This window comes from Paractinoplanes lichenicola (genome assembly GCF_016785085.1).
Classification (GTDB): domain Bacteria; phylum Actinomycetota; class Actinomycetes; order Mycobacteriales; family Micromonosporaceae; genus Actinoplanes; species Actinoplanes lichenicola.
Genome location: NZ_JAENHO010000006.1, coordinates 91,958 through 113,640, shown reverse-complemented (window position 1 = coordinate 113,640; position 21,683 = coordinate 91,958). Strand labels below are relative to the sequence as shown.

Sequence of the window (21,683 nt, the reverse complement as noted above, 5' to 3'; positions counted from 1 at the left end):
GGCGCGGGGGCCCCTCGGCGCGCGAGAATGGCTCATGTGAATCCGCAGCGCATCGTCGTCGTCGGTGCAGGGCACGTTGGTCTTTACGCCGCCCTGCGCCTGTCGAAGAAGCTCAACCGGCGCCGGGCCGAGATCGTCGTCATCGACCCGCAGCCGCACATGACGTACCAGCCGTTCCTCCCCGAGGCGGCGGCCGGCAACATCTCCCCGCGGCACAGCGTCGTGCCGCTCCGCCGCGAGCTCAAGAAGTGTCGCGTGGTGTCCGGCGAGGTCACCAAGGTGGAGCACGCACGCAAGACGGTGACCATCCAGCCCATCGAGGGCCCGGCCACCGAGTTGAGCTACGACCACATCATCGTGGCGCCGGGTTCCGTCTCGCGTACGCTGCCGATCCCCGGCCTGAGCGAGCGCGGCATCGGCCTCAAGACCATCGGTGAGGCCACCTATCTGCGCAACCACATCCTCGACCAGCTCGACGTCGCGGCCGTCACGCCCGACCCCGAGCTGCGCAAGGCCGCGCTGACCTTCGTCTTCGTCGGCGGCGGTTTCGCCGGCATCGAGGCGCTGGCCGAGATGGAGGACGTCGTCCGCGACGCCCTGAAGTATTACCCCGAGCTCGACAAGAGCGAGCTCAAGTTCGTCCTGGTCGAGGCGACCAACCGGATCCTGCCCGAGGTCGGCCCCAAGATGGGCGCCTACGCGGCTCGCGAGCTGGCCAAGCGGGGCATCTCGCTGCGCCTCGACACGTTCCTCAACTCGTGCGTCGACGGCGAGATCGTGCTCTCCGACGGCGACACGTTCCGCGCCGAGACCCTGGTCTGGACGGCCGGGGTCAAGCCGTCGCCGATGCTCGACCACACCGACCTGCCGCGCGGCCCCAAGGGTCACGTCAACTGCCTGCCCACGCTGCAGGTGGCCGACAGCGACGGCAACGTGCTCGAGGGCGCGTGGAGCGCCGGCGACAGCGCCCAGGTGCCCGACCTGACCAACCCCGGCGGCTGGTGCTCGCCGAGCGCCCAGCACGCCGTGCGGCAGGCCCGGGTGCTGGCCGACAACATCCGGCAGGTCGTCCTCGGCGGCGAGCCGAAGGAATACAAGCACAAATACATCGGCAGCGTGGCCGGCCTCGGCCTCGGCAAGGGTGTCGCGCACGTCTACGGCATCAAGGTCAAGGGCTGGCCGGCGTGGTTCATGCACCGCACCTATCACGTCAGCCACATCCCGTCGTTCCACCGCAAGGCCCGGGTGGTCGCCGACTGGACGCTCGCCATGCTGTTCAAGCGCGAGACGATCGCCCTCGGCCAGCTGCACGCCCCGCGCGAGGAGTTCACCGAGGTGACCCCGCCGGTGCAGCGCCCGGCCGAGCGTCCGAAGGTGGACGCCTAGTCCCGCTGAGGCGGGGTCCTGTCCTGGCGCTCGGACGTATACGGTGTCCTAGGGTGTCGCCGGTCACGGTGGTGCCCTAGGACCACGCCCGGGTGGTGGAACGGCAGACACGGCCGCCTTAAAAGCGGCTGCCTCACGCAGGCGTGCGGGTTCGAGACCCGCCCCGGGCACTTCGACAGCCTTACATTCAGCCTGTTCACAGCATTCCGAGGCTTTCCTGATCAGCTAGCTCCCGTACGCTGGAACAGCACGTCATACGTGCCTCAACCTCATAAGGGAGGCTGGACACAGTGAAGACTTCCAACCCGGTGCTCTCGCGCCTCGGCCAGGCGGCCGAGCGGGAGCGTACGGCCGGGTACGGGGCTTACGGCCCCGCCGGTGCCGCCCCGGGTTACGGTCAGCCGTATCCCGGCGCGTCGGATTACCCCGCCGCTCCGCCCGCCGTCCAGCCCATGACGGTCGACGACGTCGTCGTCAAGACGGTCACGCTGCTCGGCATCACCGGTGTCTCGGCGGTGGTCGCGTGGAACGTGATCCCCGACGCCATGACCGGTGCCGCCTGGATCGGTGCCGCGGTGATCGGCCTGGTGCTCGGTCTCGTCATCTCGTTCATGCGGATGGCCAACCCGGCGCTCATCGTCGGCTACGCGGTCGTCGAGGGCGTCTTCGTCGGCATGGCGTCCAAGGTTTTCTCGGTCATCGCGGGCTATCAGGGCGTCGTCCTGCAGGCGGTGATCGCCACCTTCGGCGTCTTCTTCCTGACGGCCTTCCTCTACAAGGCCAAGGTCATCCGGGCCACGCCGAAGTTCCAGCGCGGCATGATCATCGTGATGGGCGGCCTGTTCGCCGTCATGCTGATCAACATCGTGCTCTCGCTGTTCGGCTTCAGCACCGGCCTGCGTGACAACGGCCCGCTGGGCTACCTGTTCAGCGTGGTCTGCATCGTGGTGGCCGCGCTCAGCTTCATCCTCAGCTTCAACGAGGTCGAAGAGGGCGTGCGCGCGGGCCTGCCGGCGCGTTACTCCTGGGTCGCCGCGTTCGGCATCCTGGTCAGCCTGGTCTGGCTCTACCTGGAGATCCTGCGGCTGCTGAGCATGTTGCAGGGCGGGGACGACTAGCACCGCCAAGATCCAAAGAACGCCCGGACCCCCGTACGAGGGTCCGGGCGTTCTCTTTTAGCCTGAAGGCGTGACCGACTTCGCGACGTCGATCGACCGGCTGCTCAACCAGATCCGGGTGTGGGAGCAGCCGCGCTGGAATCAGGACGACCGCGCCATTCGCACGTACGCCCTGGTGCAGCGCCTGGCCGACCTGGGGGCCGACGCCGAGGGCCGCCCGCGCCGCGAGGTGCCCCGCGAGCACGACATGATCCTGCCCGACCAGGTGCGCGTGCTGGCCGACGACCTGCTGGCCACCGGTTCCGAGCCCGCACTGGCCGAGGCGGCCACGGCCGTGGACGATCTGCGTGCCTACATCAACACATAAATCCGCACTAAAAACCGCCAAGCCCGGCCGCTCGTGGCAGGCCGGACCTGGCGGTGACTCGTGGGCCGATCCTCAGCTGAGGCGCTCCAGCACCATGGCCATGCCCTGGCCGCCGCCGACGCACATCGTCTCGAGGCCGATGCCCTTGTCGTGCCAGTCCAGCGCGTTGAGCAGGGTGCCGGTGATGCGGGCGCCGGTCATGCCGAACGGGTGACCCACGGCGATCGCGCCGCCGTTGACGTTCAGCTTCTCGATCGGGATCCCCAGGTCGCGGTACGACGGGATGACCTGGGCCGCGAACGCCTCGTTGATCTCGACCAGGTCGATGTCGTCGATCGTCATGCCGGCCCGCCGCAGCGCCTGCCGCGACGCCTCGACCGGGCCCAGCCCCATGATCTCGGGGCTGAGCGCGGTCACGCCGGTCGACACGATCCGGGCCAGCGGGGTGATGCCCAGCTCGCGGGCCTTGGTGTCGCTCATGATGACCACGGCCGCGGCGCCGTCGTTGAGCGGGCAGCAATTGCCCGCGGTGACCGTGCCGTCGGGGCGGAAAACGGGCTTGAGCTGCGAGACCGCCTCGAGCGTGACGCCCGCCCGGGGGCCGTCGTCCTGCGCCACGACCGTGCCGTCGGGCAGCGTGACCGGGGTGATCTCGCGCTCCCAGAAGCCGTCCGCGATGGCCTTCTCGGCGAGGTTCTGGCTGCGTACGCCGAACTCGTCCATGTCCGCGCGGGTCACGCCCTTGATCTGGGCGAGGTTTTCGGCGGTCTGGCCCATCTGGATGTAGACGTCCGGAATCTGGCCGTCGTCGCGCGGGTCGTGCCAGGTGCGGCCGCCCTCCGCGTACTGCTTCGTGCGGGCCTGGGCCTCGTCGAACTTCGGATTCTCCCAGCCGCCGCCGACCTGCTGCTGCAGCGCCGAGGGAAGACCGTCGGAGCTGCCCCGGGCGTACCGGGAAACGGTTTCGACGCCCGCCGAGAGGAAGATGTCACCCTCGCCGGCCTTGATCGCGTGGAACGCCATGCGGGTCGTCTGCAGCGAGGACGAGCAGTAGCGGGTGACCGTCGCGCCGGGCAGGCCGTCCAGTCCGAGCTGGGTGGCGACCACGCGGGCCATGTTGAAGCCCTGCTCACCGCCGGGCAGCCCGCAACCGAGATAGAGATCCTCGATCAGCGTGCGGTCGAGCTGCGGCACCTTGGCCAGCGCGGCGTCGATGATGGTGGTGGCGAGGTCGTCGGGACGCAGGTCCCTCAGGGATCCCTTGGCTGCACGGCCGATGGGGGATCGAGCGGTGGCGACGATGACAGCTTCCGGCATGGGCCCAATTTAACTCGCGGGTAACTTAGCCGGTAGTACAAATTCGTCACAGAGGGGCCATGTTCGACTACTGAACCGTCATTGCGCTCTCAGCCCGCGGGCGTCATGGCCGCCTTGACCACGGCGGGGTAGAGGGCGTGGGCCCAGACTCGATAACCGTCGGCCGAGGGGTGGAAGCCGTCGTAACAGAGGGTGCCCGCGTCGGCCCGGAACACCGCGCCGGTCTTGTCGCCCAGGTCGACCACCGCGCCGCCCGCGGCCGTCACCGCCTTGGTCTGCGCCTTGGCCATCCGGCGGCCCAGCACGCCGGCCACCTGCCGCAGCGGCGGGGCGATGGCCCGCAGCGCGCCCAGATCGGGGCAGGTGCCGACGACCACCCGGACGCCCGCGTCGCGCAACCGGCGCACCGCCGTGCCCAGCTGGGCCGCCGACTCCTCAGGGCTGCGCAGGCTCGTCGCGTCGTGCGCGCCGATCAGCACCACGGCCACGTCGGGCCGGTCGCCCAGCAGCGCCCGGGCCACCTGCGTGCCCAGGTCGGACGAGCGGGAGCCGGCCACCCCGACGCTGGACAGCAGCACGTGCCGCTCGCCGGTCTCGCCGCTGCCCTCGGCCAGCAGGCGGGCCAGGTGGCCGCCCACGGTCTCGCTCAGCCACTCGACCCCCACGCCGATCGCGGCCGAGTCACCCAGCAGCACCAGGCGCAACGGCGGGGCCGAGACCGGGCCCATCGACGTGCGCAGGGCCAGGCCCATGGTCGGCTTCGCGTAGCGGCGCGCCTTGGCCGCGAGCACCTCGCCGATCAGCAGGGCGGCCCCGCCGACCGCGCCGGCGAGCAGACCGGTGGCGGCCGCCTTGCCGATTCGTGCGTTCAGCCCCGCCATCCCACTCGCCTCCCTGCGTCACGATGCATGCTCTTGATCCTCCGGTGTCCACCCTACGGCGCTCGACGCCGAGCGGCCGCTGGGAACAACTTCCGTCGCCGGTGCCGGTGAGGCGGCCGACCGGTGCCCGAACCAGGACCGCGGCTCGCCGAACCACGGGTGCCGGCGCAGCACGGCCCACCGGCCCGCCGCGCTGACCTCCGTGCCCGGAGCCTGAACCGCCTCCTGCGCGGCCTGCTCCAGATTCCGTACCCCCTCGGCGGCCGGAAGAACCGTGCGGTCGTCCTCGCCGAGCACCGCCATCAGGGTCGGCATCACCACGGCGGCGGCCCGGGCGTACCCCTCCGCCGACGGGTGGAAGCGGTCCGAGCCGAACATGCGGACCGGGTCGGCCTCGAACATGGGCCCGAGCAGGCCGCCGATCGACACCGTGCGCCCGCCCGCCTCGACCACGGCGACCGTCTGCGCGGCGGCCAGATCGCGGCTCCACTTGCGGGCCAGCCAGCGCAGCGGCCGCTTGATCGGCTGGATCGCGCCGATGTCGGGGCAGGTGCCGACGACCACCCGGCAGCCCACCTCGCGCAGCCGGCGCACGGCGTCGCCCAGGTGGCGTACGGCGGAGTCACGGTCCGAGACGTGGGTGACGTCGTTGCCGCCGATCAGGATCACGGCCACGTCCGGCTCGTAGTCCAGCGCGGCGTCGACCTGATAGGGCAGGCCGGACGACATCGACCCGACGACGGCGAGCCGATGCAGCCGTACGGGCCGGCGCAGGCGACGCGACACGCCGGTGGCCAGCAGCGCGCCCGGAGTCTCGCGGGGACGGTGCACGCCGTACCCGGCCGCGGTGGAGTCACCCAGGATGACCATGCTGATCGGCTTGCCGCCGAACTTGGCGCCGTAGAGGCCGTCGCCGCGCGGGGGTGGCGCCTCGGCCATCGGGATGATCCGCCGGGCGTGCGAGGCCTGCCGCATCAGCAGGCCCGCCGACAGGGCGGTCACCGTGGCCACGACGCCTGTCACGCCGCCGAGGATCTGCCCGGCCAGCTTGATCCGGCGCCGGTCCGCGGCGGTGATCTGAATGGTGCTCACGGGCTCCCTCGCTGTCGTTCGTCTCAGAATCCCAAAACCGGCGGGGGAATTCGAGGCTATCGCGCGGCGCCGAGAGGCAATCGTGGCGCGGACAAGTCATGCTGGAATGACCGGAAGGAGAACAGCATGGCGAAGACGCTGAAACGAACGGCGGCGTTCACCGCGCTGGCCAAGGCATTGATGTCGGGCGCTCGGGGCGGCCCCTCGCTGTCCACTCGCATCGCGGCGATCCCGCGGATGATGAAGGCGTCCACCCGCGGGCAGTACGACGGCGGCCTGCGCCTGGCGATGATGGCGGCCGCCACGGCGTACGTGCTCTCCCCGATCGACGTCATCCCCGAGGCGTTCCTGCTGATCGTGGGCCTGGCCGACGACGCCGTGATGGTGGCCTGGCTGGCCGGCGCGGTGCTGGCCGAAACGGAGCGCTTCCTGGAGTGGGAGCGGGGCCAGGACAGGATCGTCGTACCCTGAGTCCGTGCGCTACTACGACAACGTCGTCGACATCATCGGTGACACCCCCCTGGTCAAGCTGAACAACGTCACCGAGGGCATCGCGGCCACGGTGCTGGCCAAGGTCGAATACTTCAATCCCGGCGGCTCGGTCAAAGACCGGATCGCCCTGCGGATGGTGCTCGACGCCGAACGGGACGGGCTGCTCCGGCCGGGCGGCACGATCGTCGAGCCGACCAGCGGCAACACCGGCGTCGGGCTGGCCCTGGTGGCCCAGCGCCGCGGCTACAAGTGCATCTTCGTCTGCCCCGACAAGGTCAGCGAGGACAAGCGGAACGTCCTCAAGGCGTACGGGGCCGAAGTGGTGGTGTGCCCGACGGCGGTCGCGCCCGAGGACCCGCGCTCCTATTACAACGTCTCCGACCGGCTGGCCCGCGAGGTGCCCGGCGCGTGGAAGCCGGATCAATACAGCAACCCCGCCAACCCGCGCTCCCACTACGAGGAGACCGGCCCCGAGCTGTGGAAACAGACCGAGGGGCGGATCACGCACTTCGTCGCGGGCGTCGGCACCGGCGGCACGATCACCGGGGTCGGCCGTTATCTGAAAGAGCAGGGTCCCGTACGGGTGGTGGGCGCGGACCCGGAAGGCTCCGTCTACTCCGGCGGCAGCGGGCGGCCCTACCTGGTCGAGGGCGTGGGTGAGGACTTCTGGCCCACCACGTACGACCGGGAGGTCTGCGACGAGATCATCGAGGTCTCCGACTCCGACTCGTTCGAGATGACCCGTCGCCTCGCCCGTGAGGAGGGCCTGCTGGTCGGCGGCTCGTGCGGCATGGCCGTGGTGGCCGCGCTCGAGGTGGCCCGCCGCGCCTCGGCCGACGACGTCATCGTGGTCCTGCTGCCCGACGGCGGCCGCGGCTACCTGTCGAAGATCTTCAACGACGACTGGATGGCCCGCTACGGCTTCCTCCGGTCGGTCGACGGCGCCCCCACGGTCGCCGACGCGCTGGAGGGCAAGGACGGCACGATGCCCCCGCTGATCCACGTGCACCCGACCGAGACGGTGCGCGACGCGATCGACTACATGCGCGAGTACGGCGTGTCGCAGCTGCCCGTGCTCAAGGCCGAGCCCCCAGTGGTGACCGGCGAGGTGGCCGGCTCGATCGCGGAGAAGGCCCTGCTGGACGCGTTGTTCACCGGCCAGGCCCACCTGCACGACACGATAGAGCGGCACATGGGCGACCCGCTGCCGATGATCGGCGGTGGCCAGCCAGTGAGCGAGGCGGTGTCGCTGCTCGAAAAGGCCGACGCGGCGATGGTCCTGGTCGACGGCAAGCCGGCCGGGGTGCTCACTCGACAGGACCTGCTGGCTCACCTTTCTTGATCATTGCTGGGCCGGCGCTGCTCCCCATGTGGTCAGGCGCTTCGCGAATGCCTCGATCGCCTGGTCGGTTGTGGCGTCGGCCCCGATGGACGTGCTGAGCAGGTCGAACAGCAGGCCGTCGAGCGCGTAGTGCAGGAGCGCGATCTCGAACGGGCCCCCCGGCAGCCCGGTCGACGCGTGAAAAGCGACATCCTCCGCGTACGTGCGGTGCAGGGTTGCCGCCAGCATCCGGCCGAGCTCGGGCCGGCGCGCCCCCTCCAGCCGCAATTCGAATAGCGCCCGCATCAGATCGGGCTCGCGAGTGGTGCGCCGCACGATGTCGCGCAGATAATCGGCCATCGAGCCGCGCTGCTCCAGCCGCGCGACGTCGTCATCGGTCGGCGCCAGCCGCGCGAAGATCCGCTCGCCCAGCCCGCTGAACAGGGCGTCCCGCGACCGGAAGTAGTTCGACGCCGTGCCGGCCGGCACCTCCGCCTCCTGATCGACAGCGCGATGGGTGAGACCGCGCGCGCCGCTCCGGGCGAGGACCCGAAGCCCCGCATCGGCAAGCAGATCACGGCGCTGAGGATTGCTGACCACTGTTGTAGTCTAACCACTACAGGCATAGTGATTACCCCGGAGGCAGTCTTGCGCAAGCTCGTCTACTACATCGCGTCGACGATCGACGGCTTCATCGCCGGCCCCGACGGGACCTTCGAGTTCTTCCCGTTCGAGCCCGACCTGCTGGAATACATCCGCACCCGCTATCCGGAAACCCTCCCCACGCATCTGCGCGAGCCCCTCGGCATCCCCGCCGACACCCCGAACCGCGCGTTCGACACCCTCGTGATGGGCCGAGGCACCCTCGAACCCGGATTGAAAGCCGGCATCACCAGCCCGTACGCCCACCTGAAGCAGTACGTGTTCAGCCGCACCCTGCCGCAGGGCGGCGACCCGGAGATCGTCGACGGCGACCCGGTGGAGTTCGTCCGCAAACTCAAGCAGCAGGAAGGCCTCGACATCTGGCTCTGCGGCGGCGCCGACCTGGCCGGCCAACTACTGCCCGAGGTCGACGAACTGGTCATCAAGCTCAGCCCGGTGATCGCCGGCCAGGGAGTCCCACTCGTACGCCGAGACTTCGACCCGACCCGCTTCACGCTGGTGTCGGCTGTCCCGCTGGCGAGCGGCGTGGTCGTCCTCACCTACCGCCCGTACACCGCGTGACGCCGGTCCGGGGCGTGCGGCCGGCTCGTCGACGCGTCCGAGTGGATCTCCGCACGGCTGGATTTTGTCCCGTTTTGCCCGGCGCCAACCAGCCCTAACCCGCCCGCCTAGGGGGTCCCCCACCCTAAGACAGTGGCGGCCGTTCGCGTTCTGGCTGTCCACAGAATGCCTGAAACGCGATTTCGGGGCGTCGAGTTATCCACAGGGCTGGGATCGGAGCGGACGCGGCGAGGTCCAGCGCCTAGGTTGGGCTGGTGATATCGAAGCTGCGTCGTCTTGTCGTCCTGCCGGTGCTGGCCGCGGCCGCCGTCGTGCTGATGGCCGGGCCCGCCGGGGCGCAGGCCCCCGAGCGGCTCGCCACTCAGGTGACCGACCGGGCCGGCGTGCTCGACGATCGGGGTGCGGTCGACGCGGCGCTCCGCGATCTGCAGGAGAAGACGGGGCTGCAGCTGTTCGTGGTCCTGGTCGACTCGTTCGACGGCACGCCGGCGCAGGAGTGGACCGATGAGACGGCCCGGCTCAGCGACCTCGGCGATCGTGACGCGCTGCTCGCCGTGGCGGTGACCGACCGGGCGTACGCGTATTCGTTCCCCGACGATTCCCGGCTCAGCGACAGCGAGCTCGCCGACGTGGCCGAGCAGGACATCGAGCCCGCCCTGAGCCGCAGCGACTGGTCGGCGGCGGTGATCGCGGGTGCCCAGGGGTACGCCGACGCGGCGAGCGGGGGCGGTTTCGGGTGGGTGTGGCTGATCGTCGTGCTGGTGGTGCTCGTGGCGCTGGCCTGGTGGTGGTTGCGGCGCAGACGCCGTCCGGCCCCGAGCGCCGCGCCGCAGGCCCCGGCCGGGCCGAGCCTGGACGAGTTGACCAGTCAGGCCAACGCGCTGCTCATCGAGCTCGACGACGACCTGCGGGCCGGGGAGCGTGAGTTGGGGCTGGCCGCCGCGCAGTACGGCGCCGAGGCCACCGCGCCGTTCCAGGCCGCGCTGCAGGCGTCCCGGCAGGACGTGGCGGAGGCGTTCCGGTTGCGGATGACGCTCGAGGAGGAGCCCGCCCCCGACGAGGCCCGCCGCCGCGACACGCTGACGAAGATCATTGAGCTGTGTCAGGGTGCCGATGCCCGGCTGGACGCCGAGTCCGAGGCCTTCGACCGGCTGCGCGACCTGGAGGGCCGGGCGGCCGAGGCGGCCGACGAGATCGACCGGCGCCGGGCGGCGATCGAGCAGTCGTTGCCGGCCACCGAGGCAACGGCCCAACAGGTATTGACCACGTATTCCGGCGGCGCGGTCACCGCCATCGCCACCAATGTGGACCAGGCCCGCGAACGGCTGTCCTTCGCGGCCTCCGCGCTGGCCGAGGCCCGGGAGGCGCTGGCCGACGCCGCCGGGTCCGGAGCCGCAAATCCCGGCGGCGGCGTGTCGAACCCGGCTGCGGGTATGACCGGTGGCGGCGCGGGTTCGAGCGGCGCGGCGGGTGTGCCCAGTGGCGGTGCGGGTTCGAGCGACGCGGCGGGTGCGGCCGGTGGTGGTGCGGATCCTGGCGGTGATGGTGCGGGCGCAGGTCCGAGCACGACCGGCGGCGCTGCAACGGGCGCGGCCGGGTCCGAGGGGGGTGTGCCCGGCGGGGATCGGGCCGAGGCGGCGCTTGCCGTGCGGGCCGCGGAGCAGGCAGTCGACCAGGCGGAGCAGTTGGTGGCCGCGGTGAGCCGGGCCGCCGCTGATCTGCCGGCCGCCCGGAGCGCGGCCGAGGCGTTGATCGCCGAGATCACCGGCGAGATCGCCGCGGGGCGGGCGGCGCTGAGCGGGGGCGGCCCGGCTCCGGCGGGGCTGGCCGCCGCGATCTCCGGTGGGGAGCAGGCGCTGGCCGCGGCGGCGACCGCGCTGGCCGTGTCGCGGCCGGATCCGATCGAGGCCGTCGCCACGTTGCAGGCGGCCGACGCGGCCCTGGACGCCGCGCTGGCCGAGGCCCGCGACGTGGCCGAGCGGCTGGCCCACGACCGCGGCCTGCTGGCCCAGGAGCTGCCGGTGGCCCGGGCCGAAGTGGCGGCGACCAACGATTTCATCACCACTCGCCGCGGGGCGGTGGATTCCGGCGCGCGAGCCACTCTCTCCGAGGCGCTGCGTCACCTGGCGACGGCCGAGAGTGTGGCCGGCACCGACCCGGCGACCGCGTTGGCCGAGGCTCGGCAGGCACGGCGGCTCGCGGCCAACGCGGGCCAGGCGGCCCGGCTCGACGTGCAGCGCTGGGGCGGTGGCGGCGGTTCCGGCTGGGGCGGGCCGGGCCAGTCGGGCGGCTTCGACGCGGGCGCGTTCGCCGGCGCGGTGCTGGGCGGCATCCTGTCCGGCGGCGGCCGCTCCTACGGCGGGCGCTCGGGCGGCGGCTTCAGCGGCGGCGGTTTCGGCGGCAGTGGCTCGAGGGGCCGCCGCACGTCCGGCGGCGGCGGTGGCGGCGGCGGCCGCCGGGGCGGAGGCGGTCGTTTCTAAAAATCTTGGGGGCGGAGGCGGCCGTTTCTAAAAATCGCGTGGGTGGAGGCGGCCGTTTCTAAGAAACGCGTGGGTGGAGGCGGCCGTTTCTAAGAAACGCGTGGGTGGAGGCGGCCGTTTCTAAGAAACGCGGAGGTGGAGGCGGCCGTTTCTAAGAAACGCGGAGGTGGAGGCGGCCGATCTTAAGGATCGCGGGGTGAGGCGGCCGTTTCTAAGGATGGGGTGCCGCCACCTCGATCACCCGGGTCGTGGGGGCCGCCTCGGCGAACGAGGCCCGCAACGCCAGACGATCGGGGTCGGTCATGAAAGCGTCGTAGCCCGCGCGGGACTCGAAGCGGATCAGGTGGACCTCCGAGTGGGCGTCCGTGCTGTGCAGGCGCCGCTCCAGGGTGCCGCCGTGGCGGGGGAGCAGGGCCAGCACCGCATCCTCGTACTGCCTGCCCCGGGCCGGGTCGGCGGGGGACATGTCCACAATGGCCACGAGCAGGAGGCCGGCCGCCTCGCCTGGGTCGATCATGGGGCAAGTATCCCAGGCGAGGCGGGGGTCAGTTGAGTTCGGCGGGGACGGTGACCACGTCGACCAGCGCGTTCTTGCGGAGCAGGGTGATCGGCAGGTTGGTGCCGATCGCGGGGCCTAGCATGAGGCGCTGCAACGCCTGCACGCTCTGCGTGGACTGGCCGCCGGCCGTGATCAGGATGTCGCCCAGGTAGATTCCGGCGTTGCCGGCGGGGCTGCCGGGGACGACCTCGACCACGCGGAGCCCGAGTTTCTGGCCCAGCCGGTCGGCCAGCGCCGGTGGCAGCGGTGCGGGGACGCCGGCCACCCCGAGCCACGCCCGGCGCACGCGGCCGTTGGCGACCAGCTCGCCGATGATCGCGCGGGTGGTGGCGTTGATCGGGACGGCCAGCCCGAGGCCGTAACCGGCGACCGCGGTGTTGATCCCGACCACGGTGCCGGTCGAGTCGGCCAGGGCGCCGCCCGAGTTGCCGGGGTTGAGGGCGGCGTCGGTCTGGATGACGCTGTCGATGATGCGTACGCGGCGGCCGTCGCGGGCTGGGAGTGAGCGGCCCAGGCCCGACACGACGCCCGCCGTGACGGAACCGGCGAGCCCCATCGGGTTGCCCACGGCCACGACCAGCTGGCCGATCTTCAGTTCGTCGGCGTTGCCGAGCGGGGCGGCCGGGGCCCCCGGGTTGTGCACCCGCACGACGGCCAGGTCGGAGAGCGGGTCCGCCCCGACGACGTCGAAGCGGGTCTCGGTGCCGTCGGCGAAGTCGGCCGTGCCGCCGCTCGCCCCGGCCACCACATGTGCGTTGGTCAGCAGAAAACCGTCGTCGGTGAAGGTGACCGCCGAGCCGGCGCCCTGGCCGCGCGAGGTGCGCACGGAGAGGGCCGCGACCGACGGCAGAAGTTTGGTGGCGACGCCGGTCACCACACGGCTGTAGGCATCGAGTGCCCCTGAATCGACACCCGTGTGTTCGGTATCCATGAGTGCTTCAACACGCCCCCGACCGGCATCGATGCCCGCCAGAAGTCCGCCCACGGCGAACACGTGTGCAAAAGGCGCTACACGTGTCCGTCACTCTGGGTCGCGCTAATCGCACAGAAAGTCCGACCGGCGGATGGCGCTGGGCGGTTGTATGGGTCGTGACGGACGTATGACGACCCGACCGGCACCCGAATCACCGACGGAGGGGTACAAGGGAATGGTCATCGCCGAGTCGATGCCGACCGACATTGTGGACCGCCTGCTGTGGCAGGACGCTCAGCAGATGCTCGGGCGGCACGCGGAGCCGGACGGCAACGGGGAGTGTGTCTGGTGTGGATGGCGCTGGCCATGCTCGCCACGCCGGCTCGCCGAACGGGCCGACGCCGCATCCCGTCGCCCCTGGCGGGAGGCGTGGACCGTCCGTCACGACCTGAACAGCATCAGGTCGATGCCCGGCTTGCGGGCCGGCCGTGAGGAGCCACGCCCGGTCAACCGCGGCCGCTTCGAGTAGCCGAACACAACTGCACAGAGCTTCGACGTCGCCCGTCCGCTTGACCTCCCCCGGCAGGCATGGCTACCCGGCCCGGGATGACGTCGTCCGGCGGTGAGTCCGCTGCGCCCCGCCAGCGTCGCGATCTCCCGCCGCAAGACCCGCCCTTGATCCGGATCAGGACCGGCATGCCTCCGTCGGTCCAGCGTCTCCGGCCAGACGCGACCCCGGTTCGGGCGGGATGGTTGGCGGGAGCGTGGGGCCACAGGTTCCCCCGTTCCATATCGGTCCTGCGCTCCCGCCCAGCCAAGAAATGAAAAAGGCGATAAGTCGGAAATGGGGAAGGGGATTGCGGCCCGAGCGGCACGAGAAGCGGCGGCGCGGGTGGTGTGCGCAAGCGATCGTAAAGCGGATCGCAGGAGCAAGCCCCGAACGGAAAGTCGCGGGAGCGGGCCGTACGAGAAAAGTCGCAGGAGCGAGCCGTACGAGGCAAGTCGCGAGCTGATGCCGTACGGGACGAGAAGCGAGCTGAAGCCGTACGGCAAAACGCGAGCTCAAGCCGTACGAGAAAACGCGAACTCAAGCCGTACGGGAAGAGCGCGAGCTGAAGCCGTACGAGAAAAACGCGAGCTCAAGCCGTACGAGAAGAGCGCGAGCCAAGGCCGTACGGGGAGAGGGAAGCTCCGGCGCGCCCGACCCGGCAAGACCGGGCGCGCCGAATCAAGGTCGATGCGCCGGCCGTGACAGCGGCACGCATCGTCCACGACGAACGAGCCCCGACGTGGCGGCCTGGGCGGCGTCCGTAGTTAGGGTAGGCTAACCAAAGGCTGAGCGCAGGTCAATCGTGTAGCGAAGTTGCGCGACCGGTTCACCGTTGACCGGCTCCTCCCGGGTGCCACCGTCGGCCGTCCACCCGCCGGCCTCGTAGAACTCCCGTGCGCGCAAGTTCTCCTCCAGCACCCACAGCACGGCCCGATCCTCGCCGAGGGTGGCCAGCGACGACAGCGCATCCACCATCAGCAACCGCCCCACCCCGGTGCCCAGCACCGGCGGCAGCACGTGGATCGCGTACAGCTCGACCGCGCCCGGAGTCTCCGAAGGCCCGACGTACGAGAACCCGATCACGGCGCCGGAGTCGTCCACGGCCACCGTCATCCGATGCGTGTCCTTCTCCCAGCGATATCGCTCGGTCCACCACTCCCCGAAGGCCTCCTCGGTGCGCAACGCGAGCGTCGACGCCGAGAGGATGCCGGCGTAGGCCGCCACCCGCGAGCGCTGATGCACCGCCCCCACCGCGACAAGATCACCCTGAGAAGAGGCCGTACGCAGCGAGACGGTCATCAGGCGACCGTAGCCTCCCGCCGCGGCGGCACGGGCACCCGCCCGAGGTCCGACCCGACCACGATCTCCCCGTCGAACGAGGCCCGCGCCTCGGCCAGGAACCGCGACGCGTCCGGATAGCGCTGCGAGAAATGCGTCAGAACCAGAGTCCGTACGCCCGCCGTCCGCGCCACCGCCCCGGCCTGCGCCGCCGTCAGGTGACCGACCTGCGCGGCCATGTCGGCGTCCTCGGTGAGGAAGGTCGACTCGATGACCAGCATGTCGACGCCCGCGGCGAGCTCGTGCACGTTGTCGCAGAGCCCGGTGTCCATGATGAAGGCGAAGCTCTGCCCGGGCCGCTCGACGCTGACCTGCTCGATCGTCACGTCGCCGATCCGCCCGGCCCGCTGCAGCTCGCCGACCGCGGGCCCGGCGATGCCGTGAGCGGCCAGCAGCGCGGGAACCATCCGGCGCCCACCCGGTTCATCGAGGCGATACCCGTACGTGGGAAGGGAATGCCAGAGGGGTAGCGCCGTCAACCGGCCCGCCGGCGTGGACGTGACCCAGGAGGAACCGGAAACGGGCGAGCCGACGATCGTGGCGTTGTCCCAGTAGCTCGTGGCGTGCCGCAGCCGGTCGTAGAACTCCTGGCCGGCCGCCGGGTAGTGCACCGTCACCGGGTGGGGCACCTTGTCGAGCGAGATGCGCTGCAGGATGCCGGGCAGGCCGAGGCTGTGATCACCGTGGAAGTGGGTGATGCAGATGCGCTTGATCGGGGTGACCGCGAGGCCCGCCATCAGCATCTGGCGCTGGGTGCCCTCACCCGGGTCGAAGAGGATAACCTCGTCGTCCCAGCGCAGCAGGTAGCCGTTGTGGTTGCGCAGCCGGGTCGGCACCTGGCTGGCCGTGCCGAGCAAGACCAACTCGCGCAGGAGGGCCTCCAACAATGAAGCGACCCCTGGGGACTTCCGCACACGTATGCACGGTCCGGTCGGACAAGGCCGGATCCCCAGGGGTCGGGTGGCTACCTTGAATTCGCCGCACCGCTGCCACACGGTCTCGACGTAGTACTACGAAGCTGTCGAGGACAGCGGCTAGCGGACAGCCACCTCACGAGTCCCGTTGCTATACAACTTCGGACCACCTCCCTTCACGTGTACGCACACGTTAACCAGCGATCGGGGAGGTCGCCAACACTTTTAAAATCACTAGAGGCGAGGGAATACCCGCGGCGACATCTCGGTGCCCTCCACGGCGAGCGCGGCCGGGCCGACGATCAGCGGGTCGGGCGTGCCGACGACCTCTTCGTCCTTGTTGTCGTAGTCGAAGCGGTTGAGCACGTGCCGCATCGCCTCGAGCCGGGCGCGCTTCTTGTCGTTGCTTTTCACCACGGTCCACGGCGCGTCGGCGGTGTCGGTGTAGAAGAACATCGCCTCCTTGGCCTCGGTGTAGTCGCCCCACTTGTCGAGCGACGCGAGGTCGTTCGGCGAGAGCTTCCACTGCCGTACGGGGTCGACCTGGCGAATGGCGAAGCGCGTGCGCTGCTCGCCCTGCGTCACCGAGAACCAGAACTTGACCAGGTGGACGCCGGACCGGACGAGCATGCGCTCCAGCTCGGGGGCCTGACGCATGAACTCGAGGTATTCCTGCCGGGTGCAGTAGCCCATGACCCGCTCGACGCCGGCCCGGTTGTACCAGGAGCGGTCGAACAGCACGATCTCACCGGCCGAGGGCAGGTGGCTGATGTAGCGCTGGAAATACCACTGCGTGCTTTCCTTCTCGCTGGGCTTCTCCAGCGCCACCACCTTGGAGCCGCGCGGGTTCAGGTGCTCCATGAAGCGCTTGATCGTGCCGCCCTTGCCGGCCGCGTCGCGCCCCTCGAAGAGGATCACCATCCGCTCGCCGGTGCTCTTGCACCAGTTCTGCAGCTTCAGCAGCTCGATCTGGAGCAGCCGCTTGTGGTGGTCGTACTCGTGGCGGGCCATCCGCTCGTCGTACGGGTATTCCTCGCGCCACGTGTCGACCGGGGTGCCGTCGGCGTTGAGCAGCACCGGGTCGTCGTCATCGTCGTCCGCGACCCGGTATCCGCCCAGCTCGGCCACCGGACCCGCATAGGGCTCCGTCGTCGAGTCCGAGTCATCGAAGTGACCGTTCTGCTGCGCCTGCTCTGCCTCCGACTGCATAACTCGACTACATACCCCCGGAGGGTGACAACTCAACGACTGGTCAGATGAACATTCAGCCGAGCCACTTACGGAGCTTCTTCTGCCGTGAGGTCTCGACAACCACCGGCAATTCCTTGTACGTGTCCTTGCCGACCTGCTCCTGCCGGGCCCACAGGACGCCGAACCAGAAGCTGTCCGGGCCGATCTCGTGCAGCAGCTCGCGGGCGACCACCGAATCCTGGTGCGCGCCGAGCACGTCCTGCAGCTCGGTCAGCACCTTGACCAGCTGCTTCCCGGGCTTGCCGGCCTCCGCCTCGAACACCTCGACGGCGTACCGGGCGCGCTTGTAGGCCTTGCGGGCGTCGTGCAGCTCGTGGTCCTCGCCGTTGTTGAGCGCCTCGTCGAGCAGCGCGTCGGCCTTGGCCAGGCTCTTGTGCGCCCGCTTGATCGGGTCCGGCTCGACGGTCTTCTGCCGGGCCAGCTGGTCGATGCGGTCGAGCAGGGTCAGGTAGCGCTCGCCCTCGAGCGCCTCCTCGAGCGCGGCGCGGCCCTCGGCGACCTGGGCGTCGAGGTGCTCGCGGATGCGCGCGGCCACCGGCTCGAACTGCGGCCCGGCCTCGTCCAGCCCGGCCAGCAGCTTGCCCTCCTGCACCTGGCCGTCGCGCACCTGACCGAGCAGGTCGGCCAGCCACTTGAGCTCGTCGTTGAGGTCGGCCGCCTCTCCGAAGGTGCGCTTGAACGTCTTGAGGGTGCTGCGCAGGCGCCGGGTGCCGACGCGCATCTTGTGCACGGCTTCCGGGTCACCCCGCCGTACGCCCGGGTCGTACTCCACGATGGCGTCGTGCTGGTCCCGGACGTACTGGAGGACGGGGTTCTTGTTCGGCGGGGCGGCCTTGGGCAGGGCGGGGTTGCCGAACGCGCGCGCGACCTTCGAGGGGCCCGTGGCCGGAGTGGCGCCCGCGGCGAACAGCGCCTTCTCGACGGCGGCGAGCAGCTTGGGGCCGCCGTCGACCAGCTCGACCTCGACCTCCTGCCAGCGCTGCTCGTGGCCGTCCCGCTCGGCGATCACCTGATCCTGGGCGACCAGCGCGAGCGTGTTGCCCGCGGCGTCGCGCAGCGGTGTCTCGACCCGGTTGGTGCGCAGGCGGGCGATCGGCTTGAGCTCCTGGCGGCGAATGATCGCGCGGACCTGGCCCACCAGCTCGGCGGGCACGGTGTCGACCTTGCCGTTGAGGGGTAGCCGATGTTCGGTGCGGTCGGTGCCCTGGCCGGGCGTCTTCAAATGCCAGCCCGCGTCGCCGCCGCCGGTGCGCCGCCGAAGTGTCCGGCGGTTTCTCATCAGGGCGAGGTCGTCGGTGTCGAAGTACGTGGCGTCGAGGTCGTGGGTCTCGGCGCCGGTGCTGCTGCTGATCCCTGCCTTGCCGGCGAGATCGGGCAGCCGAAACTCGGTGGGCACGTCGTATTTACGCTCTGTTTCGGTGGCGATCTCCATCCGTTAATAGTGCCCGAACGGGTGACGCCGACACAGGTCAAGTGTTTAGCAGGTTCTGCACAGCCGGGTCACAGGCAGGCCTGGCACCGTAGGGAACCTTCGGTGATGGAGGTACGCATGGACAAGTCCGAACGCCGTCCGGTCTCGCTGGCCGGCCTCGGTCTGATCAGCGCCGGTGCCGTGCTCGGCCTGGCCCTGGCCACCCCCGCCGCGGCGTCGGCGTCCGACCAGCAGACCCGGTCGCAGTCGCAGGCGCAGCAGGCCCAGGCGAGCGAGGAGGAGGGCGCCTAGGCCGCCATCGGCCGGCCCCCGAGGCTGCGCAGATAGAGCGCCCGGGAGTAGTTGGCCGCGGCCGCGCCGTAATACATGGTGGCCAGCCCGACGTAGAAGCCGTTGTTGGTGATCGCGTTCTTGGCCGTGGTCGATGCCGACCACCGGATCTCCGCGTCCGACTCGCTGATGCCCTTACGGATGCACCGGAGCCGGTTCATCTCCTTGCCGGTCTTCCAGGTGTCGAGCGCCTGCTCGGCCTCGCGCATCGACTCCTCGGCCTGCTCGGTGAGCGACTCCGCGAGGTTCCAGGCCTGGCGCTCGTCGTCGTTGTAAAAAGTCCGCACGGTCACACCTCCCGTTGCACCGCTGTCGATCTCCAGTGTGCGGAGCATGTCGGGACATGTCGATCTTTTCCACCCCCAGGCATGAAAACCGGCCCCGGCGGTTGCCGGGGCCTCCACGCCCGGTCAGGCGGTGCGGGCCACACCCACCGGGCAGGTCATCCCGTTGGGGCCGTGGTTGCAGTAGCCGTACGGGTTCTTGCTGTCGCTGAGGTACTGCTGGTGGTAGTCCTCGGCGTAGTAGTACGCCGTGAGCGGGCCGATCTCGGTGGTGATGGCGCCGCGGCCGGCCTTTGTGACGACCGGCTGGAACGCCGCCCGCGAGGCCTCGGCGATCTTGGCCTGGTCGGGCGTGGTCGTGTAGATCGCCGAACGGTACTGGGTGCCGACGTCGTTGCCCTGGCGCATGCCCTGGGTCGGGTCGTGGTTCTCCCAGAAGGCCTTGAGCAGGTCCTCGTACTGAATCTTGGTGGGGTCGTAGACGACCTGGACCACCTCGGTGTGCCCGGTCGAGCCGGAGCAGGTCTCCTCGTACGTCGGGTTCTTGGTGAACCCACCGGCGTAGCCGACGGAGGTCGAGTAGACGCCCGGCAGCTGCCAGAAGATCCGCTCGGCGCCCCAGAAACAGCCCATCCCGAAGACCGCGACCTCGAGGCCGGCCGGCCACGGGCCCTTCAGCGGGGTGCCGAGGACGGTGTGCTCGCTCGCCACCGGCATCTCCAGCGGGCGGCCGGGCAGGGCCTGGTCGGGGGTAATCAGCTCGAGCTTCTTGTGCCGCAGGAACACGGTCACTCCCTTCATCCGCCTGTGTAACGCCGGGGGCTACCTCATCCTTACCCGAGTTCAGCGGCGATGGTGGCGGCGTACTGAGCTGCCTCTTCGTCGCTCGCGTACTTGGTGCGGGGCCAGAAGAAGCCGCGCAGGCCGTCGCCCTTCGTCCGTGGCACGACGTGGAAGTGGAGGTGGGCCACCGACTGGGAGACGACGTTGTTGTTGGCCACGAACGTCCCCTGCGCCCCGAGCGCCTCGGGCACCGCGGCCGCCACCCGCTGGACCAGTCCGAAATACCCGGGCAGGTCGGTCTGCGGCAGGTCGGTCAGCGTCACCACGTGCTCGCGGGGAACGATGAGCACGTGACCCTTGAACACGGGCCGCACATCGAGGAAACCCACCCCCTCGGGCGAGTCGATGACCTTGAAGGCGGGGACCGACCCCGCCACGATGTCGCAGAACACGCACGATGCCACGTGGCGAGACTAGCCTTGCGCAGCATGACGGCTAACGACTATGGGTTCGACACCCTCGCCATCCACGCCGGCTCGGATCCGGACCCCCGGACGGGCGCGGTCGTGCCTCCGATCTATCAGACGAGCACGTACGCCCAGGACGCCGTCGGCGCGCCCCGGCTGGGTTACGAATACAGCCGCTCCGGCAACCCCACCCGCGACGCGCTCCAGGAGTGCCTGGCCGCGATCGAGGGCGGCCGCCGTGGCCTGGCCTTCGCGAGCGGTCTCGCCGCCGAGGACACGCTGCTCCGCGCCGTCTGCCGTCCCGGTGACCACGTCGTGATCCCCGGGGATGCGTACGGGGGAACTTATCGCCTTTTCGCCAAGGTGGCCGAGAACTGGGGCCTGGCGTGGACGGCCGTGCCGCTGGACGACCTCGACCAGGTGCGCGCCGCTTTCCGGCCCGGCGTGACCAAGATGATCTGGGCCGAGACGCCGACCAACCCGCTGCTCAACATCGCCGACATCGCGGCGCTGGCCGGGCTGGCCCACGAATACGACGCGCTGCTGGTGGTGGACAACACGTTCGCCTCGCCCTACCTGCAGCAGCCGCTGGCCCTGGGGGCCGACGTGATCGTGCACTCGACCACGAAATACCTCGGCGGTCACTCCGATGTGGTCGGCGGGGCCCTGATCACGGCGTCCGACGATCTCGGCGACACGCTGGCCTTCCACCAGAACGCCATGGGCGCGGTCAACGGCCCGTTCGACGCGTGGCTCACGCTGCGGGGGATCAAGACCTTGGGCGTACGGATGGACCGGCACTGCGACAACGCCGAACGCGTGGTCGGTTATCTCCGTGAGCACAAGGCCGTGTCCGAGGTTCTCTACCCGGGCCTCGAATCACACCCCGGTCACGAGGTCGCGGCCAAGCAGATGCAACGGTTCGGCGGCATGGTCTCGTTCCGGGCCGTCGGCGGCCAGGAAAAGGCCATCGAGATCTGCAACCGGACAAAGCTCTTCGTGCTCGCCGAGTCGCTGGGCGGCATCGAGTCGCTGATCGAGCACCCCGGGCAGATGACACACCTGTCCGCTGCGGGCTCCGCGCTTGAAGTCCCCGGCGATCTCGTGCGACTGTCTGTCGGCATCGAAACCGTTGACGATCTGCTCGCGGACCTGGAGCAGGCACTCGGCTGACCTACGGAGCA

Annotated in this window: 23 protein-coding genes and 1 tRNA gene; 11 read left to right on the top strand and 13 right to left on the bottom strand. The window is 70.1% G+C overall.

The window, feature by feature from the left end; translation table 11 throughout:
* Positions 1 to 36: 36 nt before the first annotated feature.
* The 4 genes from JKJ07_RS21560 (at position 37) to JKJ07_RS21545 (ending at position 2,871) form a co-directional block, all read left to right on the top strand.
* The gene (locus JKJ07_RS21560; protein WP_202993499.1) at positions 37 to 1,386 is read left to right on the top strand and encodes an NAD(P)/FAD-dependent oxidoreductase; all 1,350 of its coding nucleotides are present in this window, start codon (positions 37 to 39) and stop codon (positions 1,384 to 1,386) included.
* Positions 1,387 to 1,472: 86 nt separating this feature from the next.
* A tRNA-Leu gene (locus JKJ07_RS21555) sits at positions 1,473 to 1,556 on the top strand.
* 120 nt (positions 1,557 to 1,676) lie between these two features.
* Positions 1,677 to 2,504, top strand: a complete 828-nt coding sequence (locus tag JKJ07_RS21550; RefSeq protein WP_202993497.1) for a Bax inhibitor-1/YccA family protein — start codon at positions 1,677 to 1,679, stop codon at positions 2,502 to 2,504.
* A 70-nt stretch (positions 2,505 to 2,574) separates the two neighbouring features.
* Positions 2,575 to 2,871: a hypothetical protein gene (locus JKJ07_RS21545; RefSeq protein ID WP_307834345.1), complete on the top strand. Its 297-nt coding sequence runs from the start codon at positions 2,575 to 2,577 to the stop codon at positions 2,869 to 2,871.
* 72 nt (positions 2,872 to 2,943) lie between these two features.
* Here the strand turns inward: JKJ07_RS21545 and JKJ07_RS21540 are convergent, their stop codons facing one another.
* From JKJ07_RS21540 to JKJ07_RS21530, 3 genes are all read right to left on the bottom strand, one after another.
* The gene (locus tag JKJ07_RS21540; protein ID WP_202993495.1) at positions 2,944 to 4,188 is read right to left on the bottom strand and encodes an acetyl-CoA C-acetyltransferase; all 1,245 of its coding nucleotides are present in this window, start codon (positions 4,186 to 4,188) and stop codon (positions 2,944 to 2,946) included.
* Between the two features lie 89 nt (positions 4,189 to 4,277).
* The gene (locus tag JKJ07_RS21535) at positions 4,278 to 5,069 is read right to left on the bottom strand and encodes an SGNH/GDSL hydrolase family protein (RefSeq protein ID WP_202993494.1); all 792 of its coding nucleotides are present in this window, start codon (positions 5,067 to 5,069) and stop codon (positions 4,278 to 4,280) included.
* Positions 5,070 to 5,087: 18 nt separating this feature from the next.
* Positions 5,088 to 6,146: an SGNH/GDSL hydrolase family protein gene (locus JKJ07_RS21530; protein ID WP_438871438.1), complete on the bottom strand. Its 1,059-nt coding sequence runs from the start codon at positions 6,144 to 6,146 to the stop codon at positions 5,088 to 5,090.
* Between the two features lie 141 nt (positions 6,147 to 6,287).
* Between JKJ07_RS21530 and JKJ07_RS21525 the strand changes: the two genes are divergently transcribed.
* Positions 6,288 to 6,632 (top strand): YkvA family protein, encoded by a 345-nt coding sequence (locus tag JKJ07_RS21525; protein WP_202993493.1) that lies wholly within the window; start codon positions 6,288 to 6,290, stop codon positions 6,630 to 6,632.
* A gap of 4 nt (positions 6,633 to 6,636) precedes the next feature.
* Positions 6,637 to 7,995 (top strand): cystathionine beta-synthase, encoded by a 1,359-nt coding sequence (locus JKJ07_RS21520; RefSeq protein WP_202993492.1) that lies wholly within the window; start codon positions 6,637 to 6,639, stop codon positions 7,993 to 7,995.
* Here JKJ07_RS21520 and JKJ07_RS21515 read toward each other — a convergent pair whose 3' ends face one another.
* Complete coding sequence (locus tag JKJ07_RS21515; RefSeq protein ID WP_202993491.1) at positions 7,996 to 8,574, bottom strand: TetR/AcrR family transcriptional regulator; 579 nt, start codon at positions 8,572 to 8,574, stop codon at positions 7,996 to 7,998.
* 48 nt (positions 8,575 to 8,622) lie between these two features.
* On the opposite strand from JKJ07_RS21515, the gene JKJ07_RS21510 reads away from it, so the two are divergent.
* A complete protein-coding gene (locus JKJ07_RS21510; RefSeq protein WP_202993490.1) occupies positions 8,623 to 9,198 on the top strand; it encodes a dihydrofolate reductase family protein in 576 nt (191 codons plus the stop codon).
* 254 nt (positions 9,199 to 9,452) lie between these two features.
* Positions 9,453 to 11,678, top strand: coding sequence for a TPM domain-containing protein (locus tag JKJ07_RS21505; RefSeq protein WP_307834344.1), 2,226 nt, complete (start codon positions 9,453 to 9,455; stop codon positions 11,676 to 11,678).
* 211 nt (positions 11,679 to 11,889) lie between these two features.
* Here the strand turns inward: JKJ07_RS21505 and JKJ07_RS21500 are convergent, their stop codons facing one another.
* Complete coding sequence (locus tag JKJ07_RS21500) at positions 11,890 to 12,195, bottom strand: DUF1330 domain-containing protein (protein ID WP_202993489.1); 306 nt, start codon at positions 12,193 to 12,195, stop codon at positions 11,890 to 11,892.
* Between the two features lie 28 nt (positions 12,196 to 12,223).
* Positions 12,224 to 13,111, bottom strand: a complete 888-nt coding sequence (locus JKJ07_RS21495) for a S1C family serine protease (RefSeq protein ID WP_307834343.1) — start codon at positions 13,109 to 13,111, stop codon at positions 12,224 to 12,226.
* Between the two features lie 274 nt (positions 13,112 to 13,385).
* Between JKJ07_RS21495 and JKJ07_RS21490 the strand changes: the two genes are divergently transcribed.
* Positions 13,386 to 13,679, top strand: coding sequence for a hypothetical protein (locus JKJ07_RS21490; protein ID WP_202993486.1), 294 nt, complete (start codon positions 13,386 to 13,388; stop codon positions 13,677 to 13,679).
* Between the two features lie 795 nt (positions 13,680 to 14,474).
* Here JKJ07_RS21490 and JKJ07_RS21485 read toward each other — a convergent pair.
* The 4 genes from JKJ07_RS21485 to JKJ07_RS21470 form a co-directional block, all read right to left on the bottom strand.
* On the bottom strand, positions 14,475 to 14,999 hold the full coding sequence (locus tag JKJ07_RS21485) for a GNAT family N-acetyltransferase (RefSeq protein WP_202993484.1): 525 nt from the start codon (positions 14,997 to 14,999) through the stop codon (positions 14,475 to 14,477).
* A complete protein-coding gene (locus tag JKJ07_RS21480) occupies positions 14,999 to 15,910 on the bottom strand; it encodes a ribonuclease Z (protein ID WP_202993998.1) in 912 nt (303 codons plus the stop codon). The genes JKJ07_RS21485 and JKJ07_RS21480 overlap by 1 nt, the downstream gene beginning before the upstream one ends.
* 276 nt (positions 15,911 to 16,186) lie before the next feature.
* Complete coding sequence (ppk2, locus tag JKJ07_RS21475) at positions 16,187 to 17,161, bottom strand: polyphosphate kinase 2 (RefSeq protein ID WP_202993482.1); 975 nt, start codon at positions 17,159 to 17,161, stop codon at positions 16,187 to 16,189.
* 55 nt (positions 17,162 to 17,216) lie between these two features.
* Positions 17,217 to 18,635: a CYTH and CHAD domain-containing protein gene (locus JKJ07_RS21470; RefSeq protein ID WP_202993480.1), complete on the bottom strand. Its 1,419-nt coding sequence runs from the start codon at positions 18,633 to 18,635 to the stop codon at positions 17,217 to 17,219.
* A 117-nt stretch (positions 18,636 to 18,752) separates the two neighbouring features.
* On the opposite strand from JKJ07_RS21470, the gene JKJ07_RS21465 reads away from it, so the two are divergent.
* Positions 18,753 to 18,926 carry a hypothetical protein gene (locus JKJ07_RS21465; RefSeq protein WP_202994052.1) on the top strand — a complete coding sequence of 58 codons (174 nt, stop codon included), beginning with the start codon at positions 18,753 to 18,755 and terminating at the stop codon, positions 18,924 to 18,926.
* Here the strand turns inward: JKJ07_RS21465 and JKJ07_RS21460 are convergent.
* The 3 genes from JKJ07_RS21460 to JKJ07_RS21450 form a co-directional block, all read right to left on the bottom strand.
* Positions 18,923 to 19,252 carry a hypothetical protein gene (locus JKJ07_RS21460; RefSeq protein ID WP_202993478.1) on the bottom strand — a complete coding sequence of 110 codons (330 nt, stop codon included), beginning with the start codon at positions 19,250 to 19,252 and terminating at the stop codon, positions 18,923 to 18,925. The genes JKJ07_RS21465 and JKJ07_RS21460 overlap by 4 nt on opposite strands.
* Before the next feature lie 123 nt (positions 19,253 to 19,375).
* Positions 19,376 to 20,035, bottom strand: a complete 660-nt coding sequence (gene msrA, locus JKJ07_RS21455; RefSeq protein ID WP_202993476.1) for a peptide-methionine (S)-S-oxide reductase MsrA — start codon at positions 20,033 to 20,035, stop codon at positions 19,376 to 19,378.
* A gap of 47 nt (positions 20,036 to 20,082) precedes the next feature.
* Positions 20,083 to 20,496 (bottom strand): HIT family protein, encoded by a 414-nt coding sequence (locus tag JKJ07_RS21450; protein ID WP_202993474.1) that lies wholly within the window; start codon positions 20,494 to 20,496, stop codon positions 20,083 to 20,085.
* Positions 20,497 to 20,520: 24 nt separating this feature from the next.
* Between JKJ07_RS21450 and JKJ07_RS21445 the strand changes: the two genes are divergently transcribed.
* Positions 20,521 to 21,672 carry a cystathionine gamma-synthase gene (locus JKJ07_RS21445; protein WP_202993472.1) on the top strand — a complete coding sequence of 384 codons (1,152 nt, stop codon included), beginning with the start codon at positions 20,521 to 20,523 and terminating at the stop codon, positions 21,670 to 21,672.
* The last annotated feature ends 11 nt before the right edge of the window (positions 21,673 to 21,683 follow it).

Coding starts and splice junctions, on each gene's coding strand:
- JKJ07_RS21540 (WP_202993495.1), bottom strand. CDS start 4,188: ATGCCGGAAGCTGTCATCGTCGCCACCGCTCGATCCCCCATCGGCCGT.
- JKJ07_RS21535 (WP_202993494.1), bottom strand. CDS start 5,069: ATGGCGGGGCTGAACGCACGAATCGGCAAGGCGGCCGCCACCGGTCTG.
- JKJ07_RS21525 (WP_202993493.1), top strand. CDS start 6,288: ATGGCGAAGACGCTGAAACGAACGGCGGCGTTCACCGCGCTGGCCAAG.
- JKJ07_RS21500 (WP_202993489.1), bottom strand. CDS start 12,195: ATGATCGACCCAGGCGAGGCGGCCGGCCTCCTGCTCGTGGCCATTGTG.
- JKJ07_RS21490 (WP_202993486.1), top strand. CDS start 13,386: ATGGTCATCGCCGAGTCGATGCCGACCGACATTGTGGACCGCCTGCTG.
- JKJ07_RS21485 (WP_202993484.1), bottom strand. CDS start 14,999: ATGACCGTCTCGCTGCGTACGGCCTCTTCTCAGGGTGATCTTGTCGCG.
- ppk2 (WP_202993482.1), bottom strand. CDS start 17,161: ATGCAGTCGGAGGCAGAGCAGGCGCAGCAGAACGGTCACTTCGATGAC.
- JKJ07_RS21470 (WP_202993480.1), bottom strand. CDS start 18,635: ATGGAGATCGCCACCGAAACAGAGCGTAAATACGACGTGCCCACCGAG.
- JKJ07_RS21465 (WP_202994052.1), top strand. CDS start 18,753: ATGGACAAGTCCGAACGCCGTCCGGTCTCGCTGGCCGGCCTCGGTCTG.
- JKJ07_RS21445 (WP_202993472.1), top strand. CDS start 20,521: ATGACGGCTAACGACTATGGGTTCGACACCCTCGCCATCCACGCCGGC.